The sequence below is a fragment of the Bacteroides sp. MSK.20.82 genome, from assembly GCF_019052485.1.
Lineage (GTDB): Bacteria > Bacteroidota > Bacteroidia > Bacteroidales > Bacteroidaceae > Bacteroides > Bacteroides thetaiotaomicron.
In genome coordinates this window covers 311,422-337,948 of the sequence record NZ_JAHQUN010000003.1, presented here as the reverse complement: position 1 = coordinate 337,948, position 26,527 = coordinate 311,422, and the positions used below count along the sequence as shown (strand labels likewise).

General features: G+C 43.1%; 15 protein-coding genes. 12 read left to right on the top strand and 3 right to left on the bottom strand.

The window, feature by feature from the left end; genetic code table 11:
* Nucleotides 1-2: 2 nt before the first annotated feature.
* From KTR07_RS05425 to KTR07_RS05400, 6 genes are all read left to right on the top strand, one after another.
* The gene (locus KTR07_RS05425; RefSeq protein WP_011108499.1) at nt 3-2,783 is read left to right on the top strand and encodes a SusC/RagA family TonB-linked outer membrane protein; all 2,781 of its coding nucleotides are present in this window, start codon (nt 3-5) and stop codon (nt 2,781-2,783) included.
* A 22-nt stretch (nt 2,784-2,805) separates the two neighbouring features.
* A complete protein-coding gene (locus KTR07_RS05420; protein ID WP_008761942.1) occupies nt 2,806-4,527 on the top strand; it encodes a RagB/SusD family nutrient uptake outer membrane protein in 1,722 nt (573 codons plus the stop codon).
* Nucleotides 4,528-4,558: 31 nt separating this feature from the next.
* Nucleotides 4,559-6,037, top strand: a complete 1,479-nt coding sequence (locus KTR07_RS05415) for a BACON domain-containing protein (protein ID WP_011108500.1) — start codon at nt 4,559-4,561, stop codon at nt 6,035-6,037.
* 27 nt (nt 6,038-6,064) lie between these two features.
* The gene (locus tag KTR07_RS05410) at nt 6,065-7,540 is read left to right on the top strand and encodes a BACON domain-containing protein (protein WP_008765315.1); all 1,476 of its coding nucleotides are present in this window, start codon (nt 6,065-6,067) and stop codon (nt 7,538-7,540) included.
* 93 nt (nt 7,541-7,633) lie between these two features.
* Nucleotides 7,634-8,755, top strand: a complete 1,122-nt coding sequence (locus KTR07_RS05405) for a DUF4971 domain-containing protein (RefSeq protein ID WP_225011825.1) — start codon at nt 7,634-7,636, stop codon at nt 8,753-8,755.
* Nucleotides 8,756-8,880: 125 nt separating this feature from the next.
* On the top strand, nt 8,881-9,924 hold the full coding sequence (locus KTR07_RS05400) for a glycosyl hydrolase family 18 protein (protein ID WP_011108502.1): 1,044 nt from the start codon (nt 8,881-8,883) through the stop codon (nt 9,922-9,924).
* Nucleotides 9,925-10,463: 539 nt separating this feature from the next.
* On the opposite strand, the gene KTR07_RS05395 is transcribed toward KTR07_RS05400, so the two are convergent.
* Nucleotides 10,464-14,381 (bottom strand): two-component regulator propeller domain-containing protein, encoded by a 3,918-nt coding sequence (locus KTR07_RS05395; protein WP_117978025.1) that lies wholly within the window; start codon nt 14,379-14,381, stop codon nt 10,464-10,466.
* Between the two features lie 258 nt (nt 14,382-14,639).
* Between KTR07_RS05395 and topA the strand changes: the two genes are divergently transcribed.
* Together topA and KTR07_RS05385 are read left to right on the top strand one after the other, a co-directional pair.
* On the top strand, nt 14,640-16,988 hold the full coding sequence (gene topA, locus KTR07_RS05390; RefSeq protein ID WP_008765309.1) for a type I DNA topoisomerase: 2,349 nt from the start codon (nt 14,640-14,642) through the stop codon (nt 16,986-16,988).
* A gap of 175 nt (nt 16,989-17,163) precedes the next feature.
* Nucleotides 17,164-19,206 carry an LruC domain-containing protein gene (locus tag KTR07_RS05385; RefSeq protein ID WP_224200501.1) on the top strand — a complete coding sequence of 681 codons (2,043 nt, stop codon included), beginning with the start codon at nt 17,164-17,166 and terminating at the stop codon, nt 19,204-19,206.
* A 160-nt stretch (nt 19,207-19,366) separates the two neighbouring features.
* On the opposite strand, the gene argS is transcribed toward KTR07_RS05385, so the two are convergent.
* Nucleotides 19,367-21,160 carry an arginine--tRNA ligase gene (gene argS / locus KTR07_RS05380; RefSeq protein WP_008765307.1) on the bottom strand — a complete coding sequence of 598 codons (1,794 nt, stop codon included), beginning with the start codon at nt 21,158-21,160 and terminating at the stop codon, nt 19,367-19,369.
* 82 nt (nt 21,161-21,242) lie between these two features.
* Nucleotides 21,243-21,515 (bottom strand): HU family DNA-binding protein, encoded by a 273-nt coding sequence (locus KTR07_RS05375; RefSeq protein ID WP_008761933.1) that lies wholly within the window; start codon nt 21,513-21,515, stop codon nt 21,243-21,245.
* Nucleotides 21,516-21,730: 215 nt separating this feature from the next.
* Here KTR07_RS05375 and KTR07_RS05370 point away from each other — a divergent pair, with 215 nt between their 5' ends.
* The 4 genes from KTR07_RS05370 to KTR07_RS05355 are packed head-to-tail and all read left to right on the top strand — an operon-like array spanning nt 21,731 to nt 26,489.
* Nucleotides 21,731-22,405 carry a rhomboid family intramembrane serine protease gene (locus KTR07_RS05370; RefSeq protein WP_008765306.1) on the top strand — a complete coding sequence of 225 codons (675 nt, stop codon included), beginning with the start codon at nt 21,731-21,733 and terminating at the stop codon, nt 22,403-22,405.
* Nucleotides 22,386-23,288, top strand: a complete 903-nt coding sequence (locus KTR07_RS05365; RefSeq protein ID WP_008761931.1) for a rhomboid family intramembrane serine protease — start codon at nt 22,386-22,388, stop codon at nt 23,286-23,288. Before KTR07_RS05370 ends, KTR07_RS05365 begins: the two co-directional genes overlap by 20 nt.
* Nucleotides 23,289-23,291: 3 nt before the next feature.
* Nucleotides 23,292-24,377: an endonuclease/exonuclease/phosphatase family protein gene (locus tag KTR07_RS05360; RefSeq protein ID WP_008765305.1), complete on the top strand. Its 1,086-nt coding sequence runs from the start codon at nt 23,292-23,294 to the stop codon at nt 24,375-24,377.
* Nucleotides 24,378-24,401: 24 nt separating this feature from the next.
* Nucleotides 24,402-26,489, top strand: coding sequence for a M3 family metallopeptidase (locus KTR07_RS05355; protein ID WP_032840809.1), 2,088 nt, complete (start codon nt 24,402-24,404; stop codon nt 26,487-26,489).
* The last annotated feature ends 38 nt before the right edge of the window (nt 26,490-26,527 follow it).

The window sequence follows — 26,527 nt, the reverse complement described above, 5'->3', positions numbered from 1 at the left end:
CAATGAATAAAATAAATTATATATTAATCACTCTGCTCCTGGGAGGTTCGGTATCCCTGAATGCACAGACATCGAAAGCTGCTTCGGAAATGCAGCTGGCAGATACACTGAGCATCGGCTACCAGATGAACGTATCTTCCCGGACCAGCAGTTACTCTATCAACGGAGTCAATGCTTCCGCATTCGAAAAATCCCCGTACATAGATATCAGCAAAGCTTTGTATGGAAAAGTGGCAGGTCTGAATGTATATCAGGGTACAGGCTCGTCAGCCGATAACGTATCCACCCTCTCTATACACGGAAATGCCCCGCTAGTATTAATTGATGGTTTCCCACGTGATATCAGTGACATCACTTCGATGGAAATCGAATCATGCTACGTTCTGAAAGATGCGGCAGCCGCTGCTCTCTACGGTATGCGTGGTGCGAATGGAGTAGTACTGATCACGACTAAACGCGGAATAAGCAATGGTCTGAAGGTAAATGTGGACTATAATTTCGGTGTCAATACCCAATTCCGTTCTCCGGACTTCGCAGATGCCTATACGTATGCGAACGCTCTTAACACCGCATTAAGCGGAGACGGTCTGCCTGCACGCTACAATGCGCAGGAACTGGATGCTTTCCGGACAGGAATCTATCCGTATGATTATCCGAATGTAGACTGGTGGAATGAAACGCTGAACAACACAGGATTGACCCACAACCTGAAAATGTCTTTCAGCGGAGGTAGTGACAAATTCCGTTTTTACACGGTAGTTGACTATTACCGGGATCGCTCCATGTTGAAGAAAAACACGGAAGATACACGTTTCGACACTACACCTACAGACACACGTCTGACCGTACGTACCAATCTGGACGTAAAAGTGACGGAAAGCACATTGCTGAAAGCCGGCATTGTAGGCAGACTGAAAGAATTCAGAGGTACCCGCTATGGACGCAGCGCTATTTTCAACAAAATCTATGGCATTCCATCCGCTGCATTCCCCATTCGTTATGAGAATGGCATTTATGGAGGTAGTTCTGTGTACGGAACCGGTAATCCGGTAGCTCTGTTGAAAGACTACGGACACATCCGTAACGTATACGGAACACTACTCGCCGACCTAAGCATCCGTCAGGATTTAAGTGCGTTGACCAAAGGGCTGGCAGCCGAAGCATCCGTCTCTTTCGATAATATCGGAGGAATGAATGAAACCACCAATAAAGAGTATCGTTACATGAACAGCAATGCAAGTATCACCAGCGATGGTACACTGGTGACAACTCCTGCCATTTATGGTACAGACTCCGAAACACTGGGACATACACAGCCTTTCGAAAGGCTGATGCTACGCAGCGATTTCCAGGCAAAGGTGGATTATAACCGCACTTTTGGCAAACATCAGGTGGGAGGAGCATTGATTTATGATATGCAGTCTGTTGTCAAAAACGGCAGAAACAACTCTCAGAAGAATCAGTCTGTGCTGGTGAACGCCACATATACTTACGACAACCGTTACAGCCTCAATGCCGTATTTAACCGTTCGGGATCAGCTTACCTGCCCGACGGAGACAAATACTCGAACTATCCTGCCGTTTCCGCTGCATGGATCGTTTCCAACGAAGCATTTATGGAAAAGGTGACACCGATCAATCTCTTTAAGATTCGCGCCTCTTACGGTCTGTCCGGATGGGACGGCAATCTGAGCCACGAACTATGGCGTCAGTCTTATGGCAGCGGCGGTGCCGGTTATAACTTCGGAGTGAATGCCGGAGGACAGTCCGGTGGCAGTGAAGGCGATCTGCCGGTTATCGGCCTGGTAGCGGAAAAATCACAGAAAGCGACTTTCGGATTTGATCTCGCTGCTTTTGATAATCGTTTGAATGCAACAGTAGAAGGTTTCTACGAAAAACGTTCGGATATACTTGTGTCAGGTGCCAATTCTACTTCCGGTATTATCGGTATCACAGTAGGTCAGGTGAACGAAGGAATCTATAAATACAAAGGAGTGGATGCTTCTTTGAGTTGGAATGATAAGATCGGTGATTTCCATTATGGTATTGGTGCTAGCATGTCATATCTGAATACAGAGGTAGTCAATGTAAACCAGGCATATCAGGAATACGACTACCTGTATACCAAGGGCAACCGTATCGGACAGATGTACGGCCTGGAAGCTATCGGCTTCTTCAACAGCCAGCAGGAAATCAACAACAGTCCGCAACAAACCTTCTCGGACGTAGCTCCCGGTGACGTGAAATACAAAGATCAGAACGGTGACAACCGCATCGACGAGAAAGACATTGTGAAAATGTTCGGTTCATCTGTTCCACGCTTCTATTTCGGATTCAATCTGAACTTCTCATACAAGAGACTGGAGCTTTCCGCTGATTTCCAGGGAATGACCGGAGTCACTGTTTCATTGCTCAACAGTCCGCTTTATAGTCCACTTGTAAGCAATGGCAACATTTCAAATACATTCCTGAATGAAGAAATAAGCTGGACACCGGAGAATAAGACCAATGCAACCATGCCGAGACTGACTACTCAAGAAAACTTGAATAACTATCGCGCCAGCTCACTGTGGTACCGTGACGGTTCATTCCTGAAACTGCGTAACCTATTGGTAGCTTATACTTTCCCGAAATCGCAGACTCGCTTTGCCGACCTGAAAGTATTCGTACAAGGCACCAATCTGTTCTCATTAGACAATATCCATTTTGCCGATCCGGAACAACTTGGCATCGCTTATCCGTCGACAAGAAGTTATTGGGCAGGTATCAAACTTAATTTTTAATGCAAAGTAACAAATGAACATTATGAGAACCAAATACATACTCTTAACCATTTTGTCTTCGTTGGTCTTTGCTTCGTGCAACTACCTTGACTTTGATGAAACGAACAACCTGAAGACAAAAGAAGACATGTACAAGTATTTCGGTACAAGCAAATCAATGCTTACCCACGTATACTCATACATGCCACAAGGCTACCAACTGTTTGCGACCTCCGGCGGAATTTTCACCGAAGACAGATATTCCATGCGCGACTGTGCCAGTGATGACGGCGAATTCGGAGCCTATGCAGATAATATCCAGAATACCAATAACGGTAACTGGTCGCCTATTAAAACTTATGACGATTCATGGACCCTGTATCGCGGTATACGTGCTGCCAACAGCTTTATAGCAGAGATTGCCCAAGTGGACTTCACACGCTACGAGCACGACGGACAATATACAAACTGGATGAAGCAGCTGAAATATTTCCCTTACGAAGCCAGAGTGCTGCGGGCACACTACTTCTTTGAACTGGCACGCCGCTACGGTGACATCGCCATGCCATTGGAAGTACTGACGGAAGAGGAAGCCAATACAATCGGCAAGACACCATTCAGCGAAGTTATCAGCTTCATTGTCAGTGAATGCGACGACGCTGCCAATAACTTGCCGGACAGCTATGTAAACGAACCGGGAGCAGAAATCGGCAGAGTGACCAAAGGCTTTGCAATGGCAGTAAAGTCAAAAGCACTGCTATATGCTGCCAGTAAGCTACATAATCCTTCTATGGATACCGAATTGTGGAAAAAGTCTGCCAAAGCAGCAATAGATATTATCAACACAGGGCTTTACTCTCTCGACCCCCAGGAGAGTGCCAACAACCTCGACTCAAAAGAAGTTGTACTGATGAGGATCAATGGTGATGATTCGGACTTCGAAATGTTTAATCTCCCGCTTCGCATGACTGCGGGAACACGCACTTCCAGTCTTATCCCATACAGCAATTACCCATCACAAAACCTTGTGGACGCATTCGAGACAGTCAACGGTTACAAAGTAACCCTAGAAAACACAGGATGGGTTTGCGAAGACCCTGCATTTGACCCGCAATCACCTTATGAGAATCGTGACAAACGTTTCTACCGCGCTATTCTTGCCAACGGAATGTCGTTTAAAGACTACACCATTGAAACCTTCAAAGGTGGCGCCGACGACGGAATCGTATCACAAGGCGGTTCACCGACAGGATACTTCCTGCGCAAGTACATTCAGGAAGCTACCAGCTTTGAACCGGGTAAAGAAGCTGTCAGCAAGCATCATTGGGTGATTTACCGCTATGCGGAAACATTACTAACGTATGCGGAATCTATGGTCAACGCTTTCAATGATGTCAATTACACAGATGAGACTTATAAGTATTCTGCTCTGTGGGCCATCAATGAAGTGAGAAAGAATGCCGATATGCCGTTGATTCCTTCCATGGGAAAAGATGAATTCATGGAACGCCTGTACAATGAATGGCGTGTAGAGTTTGCTTTCGAAGATCATCGTTTCTGGGATGTACGGAGATGGAAGATTGCCGATACTACCCAGCGGGAACTATACGGAGTAAAGATCGAGAAGCAGGCGGACGGTACGTTCAACTTCTACAAGAACCTTTACGAAACCCGTAACTGGAGAGATTGCATGTATCTGTATCCGATCCCTCAAAGCGAACTATACAAGAATACAAACTTAAATCCTCAAAACACAGGATGGTAATTAATTGTCTAATCTAATATTTAAAAGATATATGAAAAAGTTATATAGCAACACGTTAATGCAACTGATTCTTGCACTGTGCACATTCAGTTTTGTAGCATGCCAGGAGTTTGACATCGACTCACAGCCGGAAGGTCCTCTCAATATCCAGATAGATGCTTTGGAGTCTTATACTGCTTTGGCAACTTCTCCAAGCAATGTAGTGTTCAACATCAGCTCCAACACTCCCTGGACGATCGAAAGTGACCAGCAGTGGTGCAAGCCGACTCCTTCGATGAGTGCAGCCAGCTCACTTGTGTCGGAGATTGTGGTGACAATGGAAAACAATACAGGAAAGAAAGCACGTACAGCCAAACTGACTATCAAGGCAGAAGGCGTTGAAGGCACCAAGGTAGTTACTATCGAGCAGGCTTCGAAAGAAGATTTAGTAGTAATTCCTTACGACCAGATTGTGCCGACAGTAGGTGGAACCATCTCTTTCAATATTGTGTCAAACAAGCCATTCCAAATAATTCCTTCCACACAGTTTGTAGAACAAATCTCTCCGGCTTCGGGCGATGGTAATGAAGATGGCAACAAAATTCCCATAACCATCACAATACCAGAAAATACAGGAGGTGTAAGAACAGCTGAAATCACTGTCAAGACAGAGTTTCAGGAGAAATCATTCACCATTACACAAGACGGTATCATCATCGAGCCCAAGAATGAAGAAGAAAAAACCAACCAACTGAATGGCATGGGCGGAGAGAAAAACATCGAAATCAACTCCAGCGTAGAGTGGAAAGTAGAGGTTCCTGCCGAATTTAAGGAATGGCTAAGTGCCGAAGCTGATGGTAATAATCTGACGCTTAAAGCAGGATACAACAATTTGTTTATTACAAGAGTGGGACATGTGTTGCTTTATCCCAAGAGCAATGTTCCGGGATTTGAAGGTGTACCCGTTGAAGTGAGACAGCCTAGAAATATGTGGGCAGACGGAGCCGAAGATATTGACCCGGAAACAGGATATGCAACCATACGAAGCAATGCGCAAAATAGATATGTGCCCAACTTCTCTTATGGAAAGGGGAAAATCGTTTGGAACTTTGAAAGCGTCAATATGCCTGCCGGAACGGATGGATTCCTTTACCTGAATGGTGACACATGGCACTGGAATGGTGCAGCAAACGGTGCAGGTTGGATACAAATCAGAATTTATCCGCAAGATTCAACAACAAAATCCAGTTTTAAACTTCACTACGACTGGACAGCTGAAGAATTTACGCTGGAAGAAAGCATGAACGACATCAAAACCATTGAGTTAGATACCAAAGTTGATCCGGAAGACGCGACAAAAGTAAACGTAACATTCTCTATCAACGGAAAAGTATACTATTCCGGTAAGAAACACAATGCCTTTGACTTGGATGGACATAAAGGCGTAATATTCTATTCCGGATTCAGCGGTCCATTCTCACCGGAATGTACCATCGTCTTTAAGTCGTTAGACTATGAAGTTTATGAATAAATGTGTAAACAATAACTTGAAGTGTTTATGAAATCTGATAAATTACATAAAATAGCCTTCTTAGGACTTTTCACACTACTGGCAGCAGTTCCTGTGTTGCAAAGCTGTGATGACGATGAGAAGCAAAAGGCTGTCGACCTGCGCTACCGTGTAGAAGACTCATATCTACTACCCGCCGACGGCACAACCGATGAACTGAGCGTCACTTTCCAGGTGAAATCAACCGATCCATGGGAAATATTCGGAGAAAACAAAGGTGACTGGTATGCCATTTCACCAGCCACGGGTGATAACCCGGAAAAGACATACGATGTAACCATCAAATGTGAGGAAAATACCAGCTTGGACGATCGTACTGAGGTCATTAACATCAAGAGCGATTATTGGACCGGTAAAAAATTCACACTGACTCAAAAAGGTACTGCCTACTTAGAGTACGAAGGAGTGGATATGATTGAAAAAAACGGAAATGTGCCCGAAGTGTTCAGTGTGCTTAGCAATCAAAAGTGGACAGCCAAGGTGACTGATGGAGAAGAGTGGCTTTCCATCAGTCAAGGAGCTTCCGGAATGGAAAACGGTACAGTGGAACTGAAAGCAACCCCCAATACCGGTGCCATGCGTTACGGAGTGGTAACTTTATATGACCGCAATGGTGACAAACAACAGGAAGTGAACATCACCCAAGATGGTGTACAGATTGAACCCGCACAGCCCGAAAACGGCAAGTGGTATGAAGTGGAAGCTGTGGGCGGAAAGCTGACTATTCACGTAGTAGCCAATTCACGCTGGGGAGTTACGAAAGAGATTCCGTCAGACGAAACATGGTATGAATTTGAGCAAACCGAATTTAATGGAAGTGCCGATTTGGTTATCAATGTAGCAGAATACAGCACTAGCTCTTCGGTACGCAACGGAACCATCATTCTCTCTTCCCTCAGTGATGAAGAAGGAATAGAACCGGTGACTACTACCATACGAATCAAACAAGCCAGTTCAGAATCATCAAGAACTACCGTGAACGAAGAAAACAGAGAGGTGAGCGGAGATTATTACTTTGGCAGCCAACTGATGCCTGGACGATATAATATCTACATCGGACCGTTCAACGGCAACATGAATATGTTCTTCATGATTAATGCCACTCCGTGGACCGAATTCCGTTGGCACGTGGCAGGCGGAAAGAGTGACCTCAGCACTACTCCATGGAGCCAGAAAGTATTTAGCGGTGCAGCCGGAACGGTGAAAACACTGGATACGAATGCTGACAATAAGTTGGGATGGAATATCCTGCAAGAAGAAAATGAAACCGGTACATGGATTAGGGTAGAATGGTACCTCAACGATGAGTTTATCATTTCCACTATCTCCGATGGTACCCAGGACTGGAAAGTACCAGGAAATATTCTTGTTGAGAAAGGTGGACAGATCATGGTGCGCTGCAACGATGGCACACTGCCGCTACGCAAATGGGAATACATCGAACCGCTGAAGTGGGGCGAATAGCCAACGTAACATTGACAAAGAAAAAGTACCTGCCTGTACAAACTGGCAGGTACTTTACTACCAACGTAAAATAATGAACGAACCAAAAAAGTTATGATGAAAAGAAAAATATTACTTATACTGAACATGGCAATCATCGGATTTTCCACTGCTGCCTGTTCGGATGATGAGACCAATTACATCACTCCGGAAAAGAAATATCCGCTCACTGATTTTGCCGTAGCAGTAAATAATGTGTCAGCGAATACGACTTCCTATTATCATGGGAAGATAGACCAGACAACCCACAGAGTGGAAATCGGTACGATCGAGGATGCCAATACCATCACCGGCGTAGACTATACGCTAATGAGCGATGGAGCCACCATCTCACCGGACCCGGCAACATTTGTACACAACTGGAAAAAAGAGCAGACAGTGACCGTCACCACCGAAGACAATCAAACAACGACCTATACTATCGTACTGACCAAGTTTGACGACACCATGAAGGACGTTCTCTTCATGGACGAGTTCGATGTGGACGGCAATCCGGACCCGACCAAATGGGTACTCTGCCAGAAAGCAGGCTCCGACTGGAACGACGAAATGTCCGAAAGTTATGACCAGGCTTACGTAAAAGACGGCAGACTTATACTGAAAGCCGAAAAAATAGGTGATGAATACAAAGCCGGCGGTATCGAAACGCAAGGTAAGTTTGACTTCACCTTCGGACGGGTGGAAGTAAAAGCCAAAATCACCAGTTACCCCAATGGCGCATTCCCCGCTATCTGGATGATGCCGAAGAAATATATCTATGACGGATGGCCGAATTGCGGAGAAATCGATATCATGGAACATGTGAAACAGGAATCCGCGATCCATCATACGATACATACTCACTACACGTATGATTTGAACATCAAAGATCCGTCCAACACCGCACAAGTAACTTGCAATTATCAGGATTGGAACATCTACGCTTTAGAATGGAGCGAAGACAAACTGACTTTCTTCGTCAATGGACAGGAGACTTTCTCTTACTCAAACCTGAAACTGGAGAATGAAGCAGAAATGAAGCAATGGCCGTTCACAAAAGATTCTTCATTCTATCTCATCCTGAACATGGGATTAGGAGGAGACAGACCGGGCTCATGGGCAGGTCCTATCGATGATGCCAACTTACCTGCCATCATGGAAATTGACTGGGTAAAAATAACCAAGTTAGATAAATAGGTTTTAAGGTAGGAGCCAAGGTTTTTAGGAACTTCTAAAGAAGGAGGAATGGAAGTATAGAGACTATTCAAAACTTTCATTCCTCTATTTGTTTTCGGGTATTAAATCTTTTTTACTTATTAAACATGAAACATGTATTATACGCATTATTAACGGCTGTAAGCATTTTATTCACTAGTTGCGGACCCTCTTCTAATACCAACAACCCACAGGTGCCCAATGTGCCTCAACCGCAGCCTCAGCCCCAACCGGAAGTCACCCAGAAAGTAGTTATCGGCTACCTTGCGCTTGACGACTGGGAGTTTGAAAGTTTATTTCCTACGATAGAATGGAAATATCTGACGCATATCAATGCCAGCTTTGCAAGAGTAAAAGCAGACGGCACTCTAAACATTAATCCTGTCCGGAAGAGAATTGAAAGTGTACGTGAAACGGCTCACAAGCATAATGTCAAGATTCTGATATCTTTGGCTAAGAACAGTCCGGGAGAATTCACTACCGCCATCAATGATCCGAAAGCCAGAAAAGAACTGATACAGCAGATTATTGCATTCACTAAAGAATATAAACTGGACGGCTTCGACATCGATTATGAGGAATATGACAACTGGGATAAGAATTTCCCCTCATTATTGGTTTTTGCCAGAGGTTTATACCTGGCAAAAGAGAAAAATATGCTGATGACCTGTGCCGTCAACAGCCGCTGGCTTAATTACGGAACCGAATGGGAGCAATACTTCGACTATATCAACCTGATGAGTTATGACCGGGGAGCGTTTACCGATAAACCGGTCCAGCATGCTTCATACGATGACTTTGTGAAAGACCTCAAATACTGGAATGAACAATGTCGGGCATCCAAAAGTAAAATAGTGGGAGGACTTCCTTTTTATGGATATTCCTGGGAGGAAAGTCTGCAAGGCGCAGTGGATGACGTTCGTGGAATCCGCTATAGCGGCATACTCAAACATCTTGGAAATGAAGCAGCGGACAAGGATAATATAGGCAAGACTTATTATAACGGCCGCCCTACTATAGCCAACAAATGTAAGTTCATCAAAGAAAACGACTATGCCGGCGTGATGATCTGGCAATTATTCCAAGATGCCCACAATGATAACTATGACTTAAAGCTCATAAACGTTGTAGGCAGAGAAATGATGGAATAGACGAGATATACCGCTTTCTCTTATGCAGAAGACCCTATCCTGTTGTGCTTTTCACCTATTGTTATCAGATTTTTAATAGGAGATCTTCATCGTTCCACTCGAGTGATCTGATCTCATCACTAGAGTGAACAGATTTCTCCACTCTAGTGGCAAGATCGTTTCACCCGGGTGGAACGATGAAGATGTCGGTAAGAAAACATAAGTATATAGGCTTGATATGGCAAAGATATAAGGTATCCGAGCTACAAAGTACCTATTATTTGAAACTGATATATGAGATATTAACCCTCAAAAGGCAGACAGTTTTACCTACTTACGCAAGGAAAGGGAATGAGAGATGAGCAAAAAAGGAGGAGAGATAAGCTAAATTGAAGGCATTTTGCGTAGAAAACAATGAGAGATACCTTATAGAAGAAGTATCTCTCATTGTATATCACACTGATTATATGCTATTTACCTCATATAGAATGAGAGTATGAGACTAATATTTATTTTTTTATTTCTAGTATATGTTCCTAAGTCCAAGTTATCAATGCGATTTACTTATCCTGCTTCCTATAAGCGGAAGGAATCTCTCCTTTAATAGACTTGAAAACCTTACTGAAATAACGCAAAGAAGAGAAGCCGACCACTTCGGAGATTTCAGTAATGTTCATGGTAGTAGTAGTAAGTAACACGATTGACTGCTCAATGCGCTGCTTATTCACATAGTCTACAATCCCCATACCCGTGATGGCCTTCACTTTATTGAATAATAACGAACGACTGATACACATATTAGTAGCTATAAACGCAACATCCAGATCCGGATTACTCATATTATCCGCAATCAATGTATTCAATTTCAGCAGGAAAGTCTCATCCGCATTACTAAAGCTCACTTCCTTATGCGTCAAGAGCTTATCATCTTTATATCTTGCCCGTATCTGTTCGCGCTGCCTCAACTGATTATGAATCAATGCCAGCAAACCGTCTATTTCGAAAGGTTTCGGCAAAAAGGCGTCCGCTCCAGTCTTATAACCGGTATACATATTCTGAGAATTATGATAGGCGGTCAATAAGACAAAAGGAATATGGCTGATATCCAGATTAGTCTTCACTTCCCGGCAAAGTTCAAACCCATTCATCCGGGGCATCATGACATCACTGATGATAATATCCGGCAATCGGTCTTTGATCTGTTCCAATCCCTCTTTCCCATCCTTGGCAACATATACACGGGCAAAATAATTACTCAGCGTTTCTTTCAGATAACTTCGCAGTTCGGGAGTATCTTCGACCACCATCACTGAATATTTTTTCAGGAAGGTATAATCGATTCTATCCGGTTCATTCACTTCCACGCCTGTAGCTGCTTCCACAGAAGCCGGTTCCAGCTGTCCGCAAGTATCCGTGAATAAGGGTAGTTCAAAATAAAAGATGGCCCCTTTTCCCGCTGCATTCGAAGCGCCCACTCTTCCTTTATGGTGTGTGATGAGACTCTTCGCATAGGATAATCCGATGCCGCTTCCTCCTTTTTCATGTCCCCCCTGATAGAAACTGGAGAAAAGAGAGTCTGTGTCTACCATATTCAGTCCCATCCCTTCATCCCTGACAGAGATCCGAACCCAGTCTTTCTCTTGTGACAAGGTGGTAATCAGTGTAGTAGTGGTGCCCGATTCGCTAAACTTCAACGCATTCATCAGGAAGTTAGAAAGAACGAACTCGCACTTATTCTGATCGAAAGGTACCTCTTTTATCTGTTCGTCCAACTCATATTCGAGTCTGATACCTTTCACATGAAACTCATTGATGAACTTATCTCCGACAGAGCGCACCCACTCATTCAAAGGATGCGGCAATATATGCAGCATATCTTTTCCTTCTTCCAGTTTCCTTACATCAAGTACCATATCAATAATATTCTTCATCTGATATGCCTGCTTATAGATCGGGACCAACAACTTTTCCACATCCTGCTTGTCCGACTCCTGATTGATAATACGCTTCAATGGTGCACAAATCAGTGTAAGAGGAGTGCGAAGTTCATGACTGATGTTCGTCAGGAAATTAATCTTTTCTTCATACATCTTATTTTTCAGACGCATAATCTCCCGCTTCTGTTTGGCTTTCTTCTTGCGATAGAAGTAGTAGACAATGCTATAAGCCACTGCTCCCAACAATATATATAATCCCACATAGAACCAACCGGTCTTCCACCAAGGCGGAGTAACCACAACATGCAGAATGGGTTGTTTCATACTCCACCCTCCGTCACGGGTATAATAAGAAGCGGTAATCGTATACTCCCCTATCGGCAGATAATTGATAACCAAAGAGTTTGAATTGGAACTCGCCAATTCCTGATCGAGCCCCTCTATATTGAAACGAAAGAAATTCTTGCGGAACACATCGCTTTCATTCAGCAGAACTTTCAGTTGCAGGGAAGAAAAGTTCCAGGGAATCTGAATTGTTTCAGCCGCTTCCTGCGGCTCTTCGGATAACGAGACAGGCAGACCGTTTAATAATACATCCAGCAGTTCGACCGTATAATCCTCATCTGTATCAAAATGAACGGCAGAGTTTATCACCGTCATGCCTGTAGTTCCACCGACAAAAACATCTCCGTTTTTGGCCAGAAGAGTAGCATGAAAGATGTATTCGTTAGGCAAGACTCCATCTACCTCCTCCAAGGTAGTAAAATTATGGGTACGGGAAGAATAAACAAATAAATGACGTCTCGTTCCTATCCAGATTCGATATTGATTATCGGCAACAACAGAAGCTACATCCTGAAACAGGCTTGTATTTATCAGTTCACTCTTCCCTGTCCGTGGATCATAACGTACCAAACCTTCGGTAGAAGCCAGCCAAAAAATACCATCCTGATCCATAGAGGCGTCATTGATAGTGTATTGTCCTTGATAAATCGTCCGGAAAGTCCCTTCCGAAGAATCATACTCACAAATATTCTTCAGATCGGAAAGGTATGTCTTTGCACCTTTCGTAGCTATTATCAGTGGAGAATGACGCTCGTACTCTTCTCCCATAGTAGCCACTATATCAAACTTACGGGTGACCATATCATATATAAAAATATGCTGGGCACTGAAAAGAATTTTAGTCTTCGTTATCCGCTGGATATTGACAGAAAAACCATTGATACAGGTCTGATCATTCATTTCCTTGTCAATCAGCACAAAGGGACGTATCTGCCCCGTTTGCTTATGAAAGATAAAGAGTCCTTTATTAAAGGAGAAGAACAACAGTTCGTCAGGAGTATATTCCACAATGGAGACAACTTTCTCATATTTGGTGGCAGGATAATGTTTGAAGGTACCCGATACCGGATCAAACCGGTTGATACCTCCCCCATCAGTTCCCACCCAGACTATTCCGTCACTATCCTGAAAGAAACTATTAATAGTCTGGTTGCTTAATCCGTACAGATTGCCAAAAGGAACGTTCTGATAAGAACAGGCATACACATTCTTTATACCAATCAACCCTCTTCTGATACTGCCTGCCCACATATTATTGGCCGGGTCCAGATAGAGGCGGTATATAGTATTGGCTGGAAAGGAATGAACATCATCCTGTTTTTGTTGAATATTAGTAAATGAGAAATCATCTAAAGAGATTATATTGATTCCACCACCATCAGTGGCTACCCAAAGCTGATTATCTCTCTCCATGATATCATGAATGACATCATACGTCAAAGGAGAATTTGACGCCGTAAAGTGTTTTATCAACTGGTCTCCCTGATAGCAATACAGTCCGTTACCATAAACACTTACCCACAGACGCTTGTAGGAGTCCAGATAGATACTGGTATAGTTATTTTCTGTAAACGACTCTATTTTCTTCACTTCATACGTCTTCATATTGAAGGAATATATGCCGTGCCAACGTGAATTGAGCAGGATATTCTCTTCATCATAACGTATCATCTGCCAAAAGGGATTGTAATAAACAGGGTCTTGCGCATAATACAAAGGTTCCAGCTTATTAGTGGCATAGACATATTTGTATATAGCTCCTGATCCTCCCAGTAAGATTCCTCCTTCAACCAATAAATAGGAAGCAACATAGATCGGTTTACCATTATTCGATAAAGTTCTGAAACTATCACTCCCTCTGTCGTAAAGGCAAATGCCGTTCATCGTAGCTACCCATAGATTGCATAAAGAGTCCTCGGCGATAAAAGTGATATTGTTGGAAGGCAGTGTTCTTTCATCTCCCGGCCGATGCAGATATTGCTTCAGATGGTCACGGTCATAACAATTCAAACCGGATTCCGTACCAATCCAAAGATACCCCCGATGATCATTCAGAACACATTGTACTTTCGACTGTGAGAGTCCTTCCTTTATTCCGAGTTGTTTGTAATAATAATAAGGAGACTGGCTCAATATAGGTTGTGCAATACCTACAAAGAAAAACAATAGATATATTTTAAATAGAATCTTTCTCATAAATAGCCACATAATACTGTACAAAGGTGTAAATATAGGAAATTCTATTTAAATAAAACTGTTTTATATTAATTTCCCCTTAATTATAGAACATTTCTTTAATAATACTTGCACATACAAAAGAAATGCAGATTTACTCAAAACCTATTTTTTTCCAAAAAAATATTAGTTTCTCCTTATATTATAAGGTAGGGCGAATCTTTTTTTTTACTTTTGCCCCGAAATATTATGGTACAAGCCATTATAAAAGAAAGAATTATGCAAAAAAACCTTGTCATTGTCGAGTCTCCGGCAAAAGCAAAAACGATTGAAAAATTTCTCGGGAAAGATTTCAAAGTCCTTTCTAGTTACGGACATATACGTGATCTGAAGAAGAAAGAATTCAGTATCGACGTAGATAAGAATTTTAAACCCGATTATGAAATTCCGGCAGACAAAAAGGCTTTGGTCAGCACGCTGAAAGCAGAAGCTAAAGAGGCAGAAACCGTATGGCTCGCATCCGATGAGGACCGCGAGGGAGAAGCTATTGCCTGGCATCTGTATGAAGTATTAAAACTAAAACCGGAAAACACAAAGCGAATCGTATTTCACGAAATTACCAAAGGTGCTATTTTAAAAGCAATCGAGCAACCACGCAATATCGACCTCAACCTCGTAAATGCACAGCAGGCACGACGAATCCTGGATAGAATTGTAGGTTTTGAATTGTCTCCTGTACTTTGGAGAAAAGTTAAACCATCTCTGTCGGCAGGACGCGTACAGTCGGTAGCTGTCCGCCTGATTGTAGAACGTGAACGCGAAATTCATGCGTTCAAATCAGAAGCCGCTTACCGGGTTATTGCCATATTCCTGGTTCCCGATACAGACGGCAAGCTGGTAGAAATGAAAGCGGAACTATCACGCCGTATCAAAACGAAAGAAGAAGCAAAAGCATTCCTTGACGCATGTAAGGGAGCGACTTTTACGATTGAAGATATAACTACCCGTCCGGTAAAGAAAACACCGCCGGCTCCGTTCACAACTTCCACCCTGCAACAGGAAGCGGCACGCAAACTGGGATATACCGTAGCACAAACGATGATGATCGCACAACGTTTGTACGAATCCGGATTTATCACTTATATGCGTACGGACTCCGTCAACCTGTCGGAATATGCAACAGCCAGCAGCAAAGACGCTATCATACAGATGATGGGCGAACGCTATGTACATCCGCGCCACTTCGAAACAAAGACGAAGGGAGCACAGGAAGCGCACGAAGCCATTCGTCCGACTTACATGGAAAATCAATCCATAGAAGGCACAGCACAGGAAAAGAAACTGTATGATCTGATCTGGAAGCGCACCATCGCATCACAAATGGCGGATGCGGAACTGGAAAAGACTACTGCTACTATCTCTATAAGCAAAAGCGGTGATGCATTCACTGCCATCGGCGAAGTTATCAAGTTCGATGGTTTCCTACGTGTATACCGTGAGTCTTACGACGATGAGAATGAACAGGAAGATGAGAGCCGTCTGTTGCCTCCTTTAAAAAAAGGCCAGAAACTGGAATATGGACCTATCGTTGCCACTGAACGTTTCACTCAACGCCCGCCACGCTATACGGAAGCAAGCCTTGTACGTAAACTGGAAGAGCTGGGTATCGGTCGTCCGTCCACATACGCTCCTACGATTTCTACTATTCAGCAACGCGAATATGTGGAAAAAGGAAATAAAGACGGTGAAGAGCGTACATTTAATGTGCTGACACTGAAAGACAATCAGATTAAAGATGAAAGTCACAATGAAGTGACGGGAGCAGAAAAGTCGAAACTCTTTCCTACAGATACAGGAACTGTGGTGAATGACTTCCTTACCGAATACTTCCCGGATATTCTGGATTACAACTTTACCGCCAGTGTAGAAAAGGAATTTGACGAAATAGCGGAAGGAGAAGTAAAATGGACTTCGATCATGAAGACTTTCTATGATCAGTTCCATCCGGCAGTAGAGAAGACATTATCCATAAAGACAGAACATAAAGTCGGCGAACGTATGCTGGGAGAAGAACCGGAAACAGGCAAGCCTGTATCTGTGAAAATCGGTCGTTTCGGCCCTGTAGTACAGATCGGTGCCGCAGATGATGAAGAGAAGCCTCGCTTTGCCCAGATGAAGAAAGGGCAGTCCATGGAGACCATTACCCTAGAGGAAGCGCTGGAACTGTTCAAGCTACCGCGTACTTTAGGTGAGTATGAAGGAAAGACTGTCACTGTAGGTATAGGTCGCTTTGGTCCTTACATCCAGCATAACAAGGTATATGTATCACTGCCGAAAACACTTGATCCGATGAAAGTTACTCTGGAAGAAGCAGAGCAGCTGATTCTGGAAAAACGGACGAAAGAAGCAGAACGCCATATCAAAAAATTTGATGAAGAACCGGAACTGGAGATTCTGAATGGTCGGTACGGACCTTACATTGCATACAAAGGTAATAATTACAAGATCCCTAAAGACATTGTTCCTCAAGATCTGAGTTTGAAGAGTTGCTTCGATCTAATCAAAATACAAGATGAGAAAGGTCCTGGCACTTCTGCCAAAGGTAAACGAACCGCAAAAAAGAAATAATATTTGCATCCAATGAGACATCAAAGTCCGGTAACCTATATCAACTGGTTACCGGACTTTTGTTGTATTTACCATGCTATATATTTCTTTTTAAACGATTTATTTCCTAACTCTTTGTTTTGATATATTAAATGCATACATTTGCGGGTCACAATCAAATTATCAGAACACAGTTATGCAAACAAACAATTTCAAATCTCTCTCAATGGGGGTACTATGCGCACTCTCGTTAGCCAGTTGTATGGAAAAGGACTTATATCAGGCTCCAGAAGAAAAAACTGCAGATGAATACTTTGGCTTTACAACATCCTCCAGTTGCACAGTTGATTTAAACTATGGTTTAAATTATCAGGTTGTTTTTGAGTTATATGCCGAAAATCCGCTATCGGAAGATAAGGATGGAAACATTATCAAGACAAAAGAAGAGCCTGTCTATCGCGGGGCTACGGATAAAAAAGGAATCTTTAATGATTTCATATCTATTCCGTCTTATCTTACAGAACTTTACCTTTATTCAGACTATCTTGGAACTGTCAGCCCGATTCAGCTACAAATTACAAACGGAAAAGTATCTTTTGATCAGCAAGCTTTTATACAAAGTAAGAGAAATGCGAAGGGTACGAGTAGAGGGGTTACCAATAGCGGCTACAAATATCCGGAAGGTTTCCAGGTTTTAGGTGAATGGAATGAGATAGGATGTCCTACTTATCTTTCTTCTACTCCAACGGAAATAGATGGGCAGCTCATGTATAATATCCGTGAAGTTTTTATTAAGCCGGGTGGAAGTGCAGCGATGGAAGATTATTATCCTGAATATATAGGTGATAATGTAAATATAGAAATCAATGTTAAGAAACCAACAGAAATAGGACTGGTTATGCTCAGCAGTACAGGTACCAAACAAAACACAGTCGGTTATTTCACCTACCCTACCGATCAGAAGCCGACTGATATAAGTCAAGTTACACCGATCATTGCCTATCCGCGCATATCGACTGCCGTGTGTAATTCCAGCAGTACAGCAGGTAGTATGTATACCGGCGACAGAGTAGAACTGAAATATTGGGATGGCACAAAGTTCGTGAACGAGTTCCCTGCGGGAGTAAGCATAGCATGGTTTCTTATTGAGTCTTCCTACAACCAAGGCACAAAGGAGATTATGAATAATAAACGTACTTTCTATTCTATTCGTGATCTGAATAAGAGCAAAGAACACCGTACCATTGCCCTAAAGAACAAATCAGGAGAAGTCGTTGCATTTGGTATGGAGGATGCAACCAACTTTGAACCGACAGGAGATAATACCAGAAAAGGAAACTTTGGCGATGCCGTATTCTATCTTGATTTCTCAGATGGATCAGCCATTGAGACTGGTGGTGTAGAAGAACTCCCAGACAAATCCATTGACAACAAAGAGATTTATAACTCCTTTAAAGGTGTATTATCATTTGAAGATTTTTGGCCATCCAAAGGAGATTATGACATGAATGATATGATTGTCGAATATAAGCGCGAAATTTATAAGAGTGTTCTCACAAGTAAAGTCGTAAAAGTTATAGATACATTTGTGCCTAAACATGATGGCGCAAACTGGCAAAACGGTTTTGGTTACCAGCTCACAGGTATAGCAAATAGTGATATAAAGAAAATAACCGTAGAATCCGGCGGAATCGTCTCACAATTCATGGAAGGGCAAGACCGGGAACCTGGTCAAAATTATCCCACTATTATCCTTTTTGACAATCAAAAAGCAGCTATAAACAAAACGTTTACTGTAACGATAGACGTCGCCCAAGAAAGATTTACAGAAACAGCATTTACTCCTTTCTTTAATAACAAATTTTGGGAACAAACATACAGCAAATTTAATATGAACCCCTTTATCATCATTTCTGCCAATACAGGACGTGATAAAGAAGCACATATTGTGAAATTCCCTCCAACAAGTAAAATGAATTTCTCTTATTTCGGCACAGGTAGTGATGTATCCAGGCCTGATGAGGGATTATATTATGTAAATAATGAGAATATGCCAACGGGACTGCAGATTAGCGGTATCAGTGTAGGAACTAAACGTGGTACCGATTTCCTTGTACCAGTAGAAACGACAAGCATTTTGGAAGCGTATCCTAAATTTGGTGACTGGGCATCCAGCTTCGGCGCTTCCAATCCATATTGGTGGAAAGACCCTGATAATTCGAAAGTAATTACCCAATAATAAAAAAGACTGTCTGAAAAGTATGTAATCCCTATCATTAACTTTACCCAAAGTCTTTCTTAAAGATAGAGTACAATTCCTTTTCGGACAGTCTTTTTCTATTCAACAACATCCCAGTCCCGTTCCGGAACACATAAATATATTTTGTTCAGGGCAGGTATTACATTCTGGAAGGTACCTCAATGCCCAACAAGCCCATTCCTAAACGAACCACTTTTGCTACATTGGCAGACAGAGCAATACGGAATACTTTTACCGCCTCATTCTCTTCACGCAGAATGCTGAAATCATGGTAGAACTGATTATATTCTTTCACCAGATCATAGGTATAATTCGCGATAATAGACGGACTGTAGTCTTCTCCGGCCTGTTTTACAACTGCCGCAAAGTCAGCAACCAACTGAATCAATCCTTCTTCCTTCTCGCTCAGTTCGATACCAGCAGGAATCTGTTCAGGTATCACAATTCCAGACTCAGCCGCTTTACGAAGCACAGACTGAATACGGGCATACGTATATTGAATGAACGGTCCTGTATTACCATTGAAGTCGATAGACTCTTTCGGATTGAAAGTCATATTCTTACGGGCATCTACTTTGAGAATAAAGTACTTCAAAGCACCCAGACCGACAATACGGGCAATATCATCTGCTTCTTCCTGCGTCAGACCATCCAGTTTTCCGAGTTCCTGCGAAGTTTCTTTTGCAGTCGATACCATCTCTTCCATCAGGTCATCGGCATCAACGACTGTTCCTTCACGAGATTTCATCTTACCTTCCGGCAATTCTACCATACCATAAGAGAAATGTACAAGGCCTTTACCCCATTCAAAACCGAGTTTATCCAACAGAATAGAAAGTACCTGGAAGTGATAATTCTGTTCGTTACCAACGACATAAATCATTTTATCAATCGGATAATCAGCGAAACGAAGTTTGGCCGTGCCAATATCCTGCGTCATATAAACAGAGGTTCCATCGCCACGAAGAAGCAGCTTATGATCCAGCCCCTCGGCAGTCAGGTCAACCCAGACAGAGCCGTCTTCTTTTTTGAAGAAAAAGCCTTTTTCCAGTCCCTCCATTACTTTCTCTTTTCCTTCAAGATAAGTATTGGATTCATAATATATCTTATCGAAGCCGACCCCCATCTTCCGGTAAGTCTCATCAAATCCGGCATACACCCAGTTGTTCATCATCTCCCACAGGGCACGTACTTCCGGATCACCGGCTTCCCATTTCACCAACATTTCGCGGGCTTCCTGCATCAACGGAGAAGCAGCTTCCGCTTCCTCTTTCGTCATGCCTTTTTCCATCAGTTCGGCAAGTTCCGCTTTATAATGCTTGTCGAAAGACACATAGTAGTCGCCTACCAGATGATCACCTTTCTTGCCGGTGCTTTCAGGAGTTTCGCCGTTTCCGTATTTCTTCCATGCCAGCATGGATTTGCAGATATGGATACCACGGTCGTTTACTATATTCGTCTTTACTACTCTGTTTCCGTTTGCAGCCACAATGTTAGCCAGCGCATTTCCCAAAAGATTGTTGCGCACATGACCTAAGTGAAGCGGCTTGTTGGTATTCGGTGAAGAATACTCAATCATCACCAACGGAGAAGTTTCGGTAGCTTTCACCAGGCCGTACTCTTCATCCGACTGAATCTCATTCAGCAACTCAATCCAGGTAGCCGATGCAATAGTCAGATTCAAAAAGCCTTTTATTACATTGAAAGCAGCTACAGCCGGTTCGTTCGCCTTCAGATATTCGCCAATTTCCTGCGCTGTCTGTTCCGGTCCTTTTCTTGACATTTTCAGAAAAGGGAACACGACCAGTGTCAAATGTCCTTCAAATTCTTTCTTCGTTTTTTGCAACTGCACCATCTTCTCAGGGACTTCCTGACCGTAAAGTGCTTTTAGTCCGTTGATGACGGACGCTACAAGTTTATCTTCTATCTTCATAATCAAGTTGTTTCTTGCGCGCAAAGATACAAAAAAAGGAGACGCACGCGCCTCCCTCTTCTAATTTCTTTCAACTATATGTTTATTCAACAGCTGCAGACAATTCAGCACCAGCTTTAAATTTAGCTACTTTCTTAGCAGGAATAGTAATAGCTGCCTTTGTAGAAGGATTAATACCGGTTCTTGCTGCTCTTTCACTTACAGAGAACGTTCCAAAACCAACCAAAGCTACCTTATCACCAGCTTTCATAGCGTTAGTAACTGAAGAAATGAAAGCATCAAGAGCTTTCTTCGCATCGGCTTTACTCATTTGAGCTTCAGCAGCCATTGCACTAATAAGTTCAGACTTATTCATGATACGTAAAATGATTAATTAATATATATGTTACACAAAAGATTTCCCATTACGACTTTACAAATATAGATGAACAAAACAACATATCAAATAAAAACATAAAAAAAACGCAGCAAATTATTGAAAAAGAGCTAATAGGGAAGCTTTTCCATGCTTTAAAACAGAATTTATTCGTACTTTTGCGTTCATTACTTAAATATTCAGAATATAAAATTATGCCAACTGTAACTAAAAACCTGATAATTATCAATGTACTAGTCTTTTTCGGGACACTTGTCGCCCAACGATACGGTATCGATCTGACTAATTATCTGGGATTGCATTTTTTCCTCGCCAGTGACTTCAATCCGGCACAGCTTATCACTTATATGTTCATGCATGGCGGGTTCAGCCACATTTTTTTCAATATGTTTGCTGTTTTCATGTTTGGAACTGTTCTTGAACGGACCTGGGGACCGAAACGTTTCCTTTTTTATTATATCGCCTGTGGTATCGGTGCAGGACTTATCCAGGAAGGAGTGCAATACATCAAATATATAGTAGACTACAGCCACTATTCACAAGTGGATATAGGAACGGGAATTATTCCTATGGGAGAGTTTTTGAACATGCTGACCACCGTGGGCGCTTCGGGAGCTGTATATGCCATTTTGCTCGCATTCGGTATGTTGTTCCCCAACAACCAGCTATTCATCTTTCCGCTGCCCTTCCCTATCAAAGCTAAATTCTTTGTTATCGGTTATGCTTTGATTGAACTGTATGCCGGCTTTGCCAATAATCCCGGAGATAATGTCGCGCATTTCGCCCACTTGGGAGGTATGATATTCGGATTTATCCTGATTATGTATTGGAGAAAAAAAAGTAGAAACAATGGGACATATTATAACTGATTTAAAAGAAACGTTCAGAAGAGGAAACACTTTCATCCGACTGATTTACATTAACGTAGGCATCTTTGTTATCGGTACGTTAATCAGTGTCATATTGCAGCTGTTCAACCTGAGTGCAACGGGAATATTCGATTTATTCGCCCTTCCGGCTTCCCTTCACCGGTTTATTCTTCAGCCATGGTCATTGCTCAGCTACATGTTCATGCATGCAGGCTTCCTGCATATCCTGTTCAATATGCTCTGGCTGTACTGGTTCGGAAGTCTGTTTCTCTATTTCTTTTCGGGAAAGCATTTACGGGGATTGTATGTATTGGGAGGCATCTGCGGAGGATTGTTCTACATGATAGCGTATAACATCTTCCCTTATTTCAGCCAGACATTGCCGTTCTCCACACTGGTCGGGGCTTCCGCTTCCGTGCTGGCCATCGTAGCTGCCACCGCCTACAGAGAACCGAACTACCGGGTACAACTTTTCCTTTTCGGCGCCGTCCGTTTGAAATACCTCGCACTGATCGTTATCGGAACAGACCTGCTCTTTATTACATCCAACAATGCCGGAGGACACATCGCCCACTTAGGCGGCGCACTTGCCGGACTTTGGTTTGCAGCCAGTCTGAGCAAAGGCAAAGACGTGACTTACTGGATCAACTGGTTCCTTGACGGCTTCGCTTCCCTGTTTCAGAAAAAGACATGGAAACGCAAACCAAAAATGAAAGTACATTATGGAAGCGACACAAGTCGCGAGAAAGATTACGATTATAACGCCCGTAAGAAAGCACAATCGGATGAAGTAGACCGCATTTTGGAAAAGCTGAAAAAATCCGGTTATGAAAGCCTGACGACGGAAGAGAAAAAGAGCTTGTTCGACGCAAGCAAAAGATAAAGAATGGAACACATTGGCAAATTTGTCCTTTATTTGATATTGGCAGTCAACGCACTCTTTGTAGGGATGTTGATTTTGAGTGCCTATAGCCCGTATCTTCAACCGAAAATACACCCGATAGCTTCTTGCCTGGGGCTTGCCTTCCCCATCTTCCTTGCTGTCAACATCTGTTTCACCCTATTCTGGGTAATCATCAGCTACCGCTATGCCTTATTACCGGTCATCGGTTTTCTGGTATGTATTCCACAGATACGCACCTATATTCCCATCAATTCTACAGTAGAAACGATACCGGATGGCAGCATCAAATTCCTCTCTTACAATGTGATGGGATTTAACAATCTGGAGAAAAAGGAAGGAAAGAATCCGATATTATCCTATCTGGCTGACAGTGAAGCTGACATAATCTGTCTTCAGGAGTACAATTCAACCAAAAACAAGAAATATCTGACAGACGAAGACATCAGAAAAGCATTGAAAGCATATCCCTACCGTTCCATTCACAATCCGGAAAAAGGAGGCAGTCAGTTGGCCTGTTTCTCCAAATTCCCCATACTTTCGGCACGTCCCATCAAGTATGAAAGCACCTACAACGGTTCGATGCAGTACACCCTCAAAGTTAACGAGGACACTATCACCCTCATAAACAACCATCTGGAATCCAATAAACTGACGAAAGAAGACAAGGTGATTTATGAAGATATGATTAAAGACCCGAACGCAAAGAAGGTAAAAACGGGTCTCCGGCAATTAATAAAGAAACTGGCGGAAGCATCGGCCATCCGTTCTTCGCAAGCGGATTCGGTAGCCGTCGCCATCGCAAACAGCAAATACCCGACTATTATTGCCTGTGGCGATTTCAACGACGCTTCCATTTCATATACCCATCGCATCCTGACTCAACAGCTGGATGACGCCTTTACACAATCCGGCAGGGGACTGGGCATCTCCTATAATCTGAATAAATTCTATTTCCGGATAGACAATATTCTGATCAGCCCCAACCAGAAAGCCTACAACTGCACCGTAGACCGTTCGATCAAAGATTCGGACCATTACCCGATCTGGTGCTATATAGGCAAGCAATAAAGCAGAAAAACTTAAATAAATACCATGATGATTAGAAAAACTTTAACCATTTTAGCAGTAAGTTGTATGATGTACTCCTGTGGAACAAAAACAGAAAGCAACCCTTTCTTCACTGAATTTCAAACAGAGTATGGTGTTCCTTCCTTCGATAAAATCAAACTGGAACATTACGAACCCGCCTTTCTGAAAGGTATTGAAGAGCAGAATCAGAATATCCAAGCCATTATCGCAAGCCCGGAAGTGCCTACTTTCGACAATACGATTGTAGCTTTGGACAGCAGCGCACCCATTCTGGACCGTGTAAGCGCCATTTTCTTCAATATGACGGATGCGGAAACAACCGATGAACTGACCGAGCTCTCTATCAAAATGGCACCGGTCCTTTCCGAGCACGAAGATAACATCTCCCTGAATCAGGAGCTTTTCAAACGTGTAAACGTTGTATATCAACAGAAAGATTCCATGAATCTGACCACGGAACAGAAACGTCTGCTGGACAAAACTTACAAAGGATTTGTCCGTTCAGGTGCTAATCTGGATGCAGAGAAACAGGCACGTCTGCGTGAAATCAACAAAGAACTTTCCACTCTCGGCATCACATTCAGCAATAATATACTGAATGAAAACAATGCTTTCCAGCTTTTCGTAGACAAGAAAGAAGATTTAGCCGGATTGCCCGAATGGTTCTGCCAAAGCGCAGCCGAAGAAGCCAAAGCTGCCGGACAACCGGGGAAATGGCTGTTCACCCTGCACAACGCCAGCCGCCTTCCGTTCCTGCAATACGCTGAGAACCGCCCTCTCCGTGAGAAAATGTACAAAGCATACATCAACCGCGGCAATAACAATGACAAGAATGACAACAAAGAAACGATCCGCAAGATCGTCTCCCTCCGCCTGGAAAAAGCAAGGCTATTGGGCTTCAACAACTACGCCAACTTCGTACTGGATGAGACAATGTCAAAGAATGACAGCAACGTAATGAGTCTGCTGAACAACCTTTGGAGCTATGCCCTCCCGAAAGCGAAAGCCGAAGCCGCAGAACTTCAACAGTTAATGGACAAAGAAGGCAAAGGAGAGAAACTGGAAGCCTGGGACTGGTGGTACTACACAGAAAAACTCCGCAAAGAGAAATACAACCTCTCCGAAGAAGACACCAAACCTTACTTCAAACTGGAGAATGTACGTGAAGGAGCTTTCGCAGTCGCCAACAAACTATATGGTATCACTCTGAACAAACTGGAAGGTATCCCGACTTATCATCCGGATGTAGAAGTCTTCGAAGTGAAAGACGCTGACGGCTCCCAACTGGGCATATTCTATGTAGACTATTTCCCGCGTTCAGGAAAAAGCGGTGGCGCATGGATGAGCAATTACCGCGAACAGCAGGGAGCAACCCGCCCCTTGGTATGCAACGTATGCAGTTTCACCAAACCGGTCGGCGACACCCCTTCTCTGCTGACTATGGACGAAGTAGAAACTCTGTTCCACGAATTCGGGCACGCTCTGCATGGCTTACTGACAAAGTGCGAATACAAAGGGACTTCCGGCACCAATGTCGTACGCGATTTTGTTGAACTTCCTTCTCAGATCAACGAACATTGGGCTACCGAACCGGAAGTGCTGAAAATGTATGCCAAACACTATCAGACAGGAGAAGTAATCCCCGATGAAATCATCGAAAAGATTCTGAAACAGAAAACGTTCAACCAAGGATTCATGACCACCGAGTTACTGGCTGCCGCCATCCTCGACATGAACCTTCACATGATAACAGATGTAAAGAATCTGGATATGCTTGCTTTCGAAAAAGAAGCCATGGACAAGCTCGGCCTGATCCCCGAAATTGCCCCCCGCTACCGCGTCACTTACTTCAATCATATCATTGGCGGATACGCTGCCGGATACTACAGTTACCTTTGGGCGAATGTACTTGACAATGATGCCTTTGAAGCCTTCAAAGAACATGGAATCTTTGATAAAAACACTGCCGACCTCTTCCGCTACAACGTATTGGAAAAGGGAGACAGCGAAGATCCGATGATACTTTATAAGAATTTCCGCGGTGCAGAACCAAGCCTGGAGCCGTTACTGAAAAACAGAGGAATGAAATAAAACGGCAAAAAAGCCCTTAAACATCAAATATTTGAGGG

Excerpts from the sequence above, each read along its gene's own strand:
- KTR07_RS05425 (WP_011108499.1), top strand. The coding sequence starts at position 3 with ATGAATAAAATAAATTATATATTAATCACTCTGCTCCTGGGAGGTTCG.
- KTR07_RS05420 (WP_008761942.1), top strand. The coding sequence starts at position 2,806 with ATGAGAACCAAATACATACTCTTAACCATTTTGTCTTCGTTGGTCTTT.
- KTR07_RS05415 (WP_011108500.1), top strand. The coding sequence starts at position 4,559 with ATGAAAAAGTTATATAGCAACACGTTAATGCAACTGATTCTTGCACTG.
- KTR07_RS05410 (WP_008765315.1), top strand. The coding sequence starts at position 6,065 with ATGAAATCTGATAAATTACATAAAATAGCCTTCTTAGGACTTTTCACA.
- KTR07_RS05405 (WP_225011825.1), top strand. The coding sequence starts at position 7,634 with ATGATGAAAAGAAAAATATTACTTATACTGAACATGGCAATCATCGGA.
- KTR07_RS05400 (WP_011108502.1), top strand. The coding sequence starts at position 8,881 with ATGAAACATGTATTATACGCATTATTAACGGCTGTAAGCATTTTATTC.
- KTR07_RS05395 (WP_117978025.1), bottom strand. The coding sequence starts at position 14,381 with ATGAGAAAGATTCTATTTAAAATATATCTATTGTTTTTCTTTGTAGGT.
- topA (WP_008765309.1), top strand. The coding sequence starts at position 14,640 with ATGCAAAAAAACCTTGTCATTGTCGAGTCTCCGGCAAAAGCAAAAACG.
- KTR07_RS05385 (WP_224200501.1), top strand. The coding sequence starts at position 17,164 with ATGCAAACAAACAATTTCAAATCTCTCTCAATGGGGGTACTATGCGCA.
- argS (WP_008765307.1), bottom strand. The coding sequence starts at position 21,160 with ATGAAGATAGAAGATAAACTTGTAGCGTCCGTCATCAACGGACTAAAA.
- KTR07_RS05375 (WP_008761933.1), bottom strand. The coding sequence starts at position 21,515 with ATGAATAAGTCTGAACTTATTAGTGCAATGGCTGCTGAAGCTCAAATG.
- KTR07_RS05370 (WP_008765306.1), top strand. The coding sequence starts at position 21,731 with ATGCCAACTGTAACTAAAAACCTGATAATTATCAATGTACTAGTCTTT.
- KTR07_RS05365 (WP_008761931.1), top strand. The coding sequence starts at position 22,386 with ATGGGACATATTATAACTGATTTAAAAGAAACGTTCAGAAGAGGAAAC.
- KTR07_RS05360 (WP_008765305.1), top strand. The coding sequence starts at position 23,292 with ATGGAACACATTGGCAAATTTGTCCTTTATTTGATATTGGCAGTCAAC.
- KTR07_RS05355 (WP_032840809.1), top strand. The coding sequence starts at position 24,402 with ATGATGATTAGAAAAACTTTAACCATTTTAGCAGTAAGTTGTATGATG.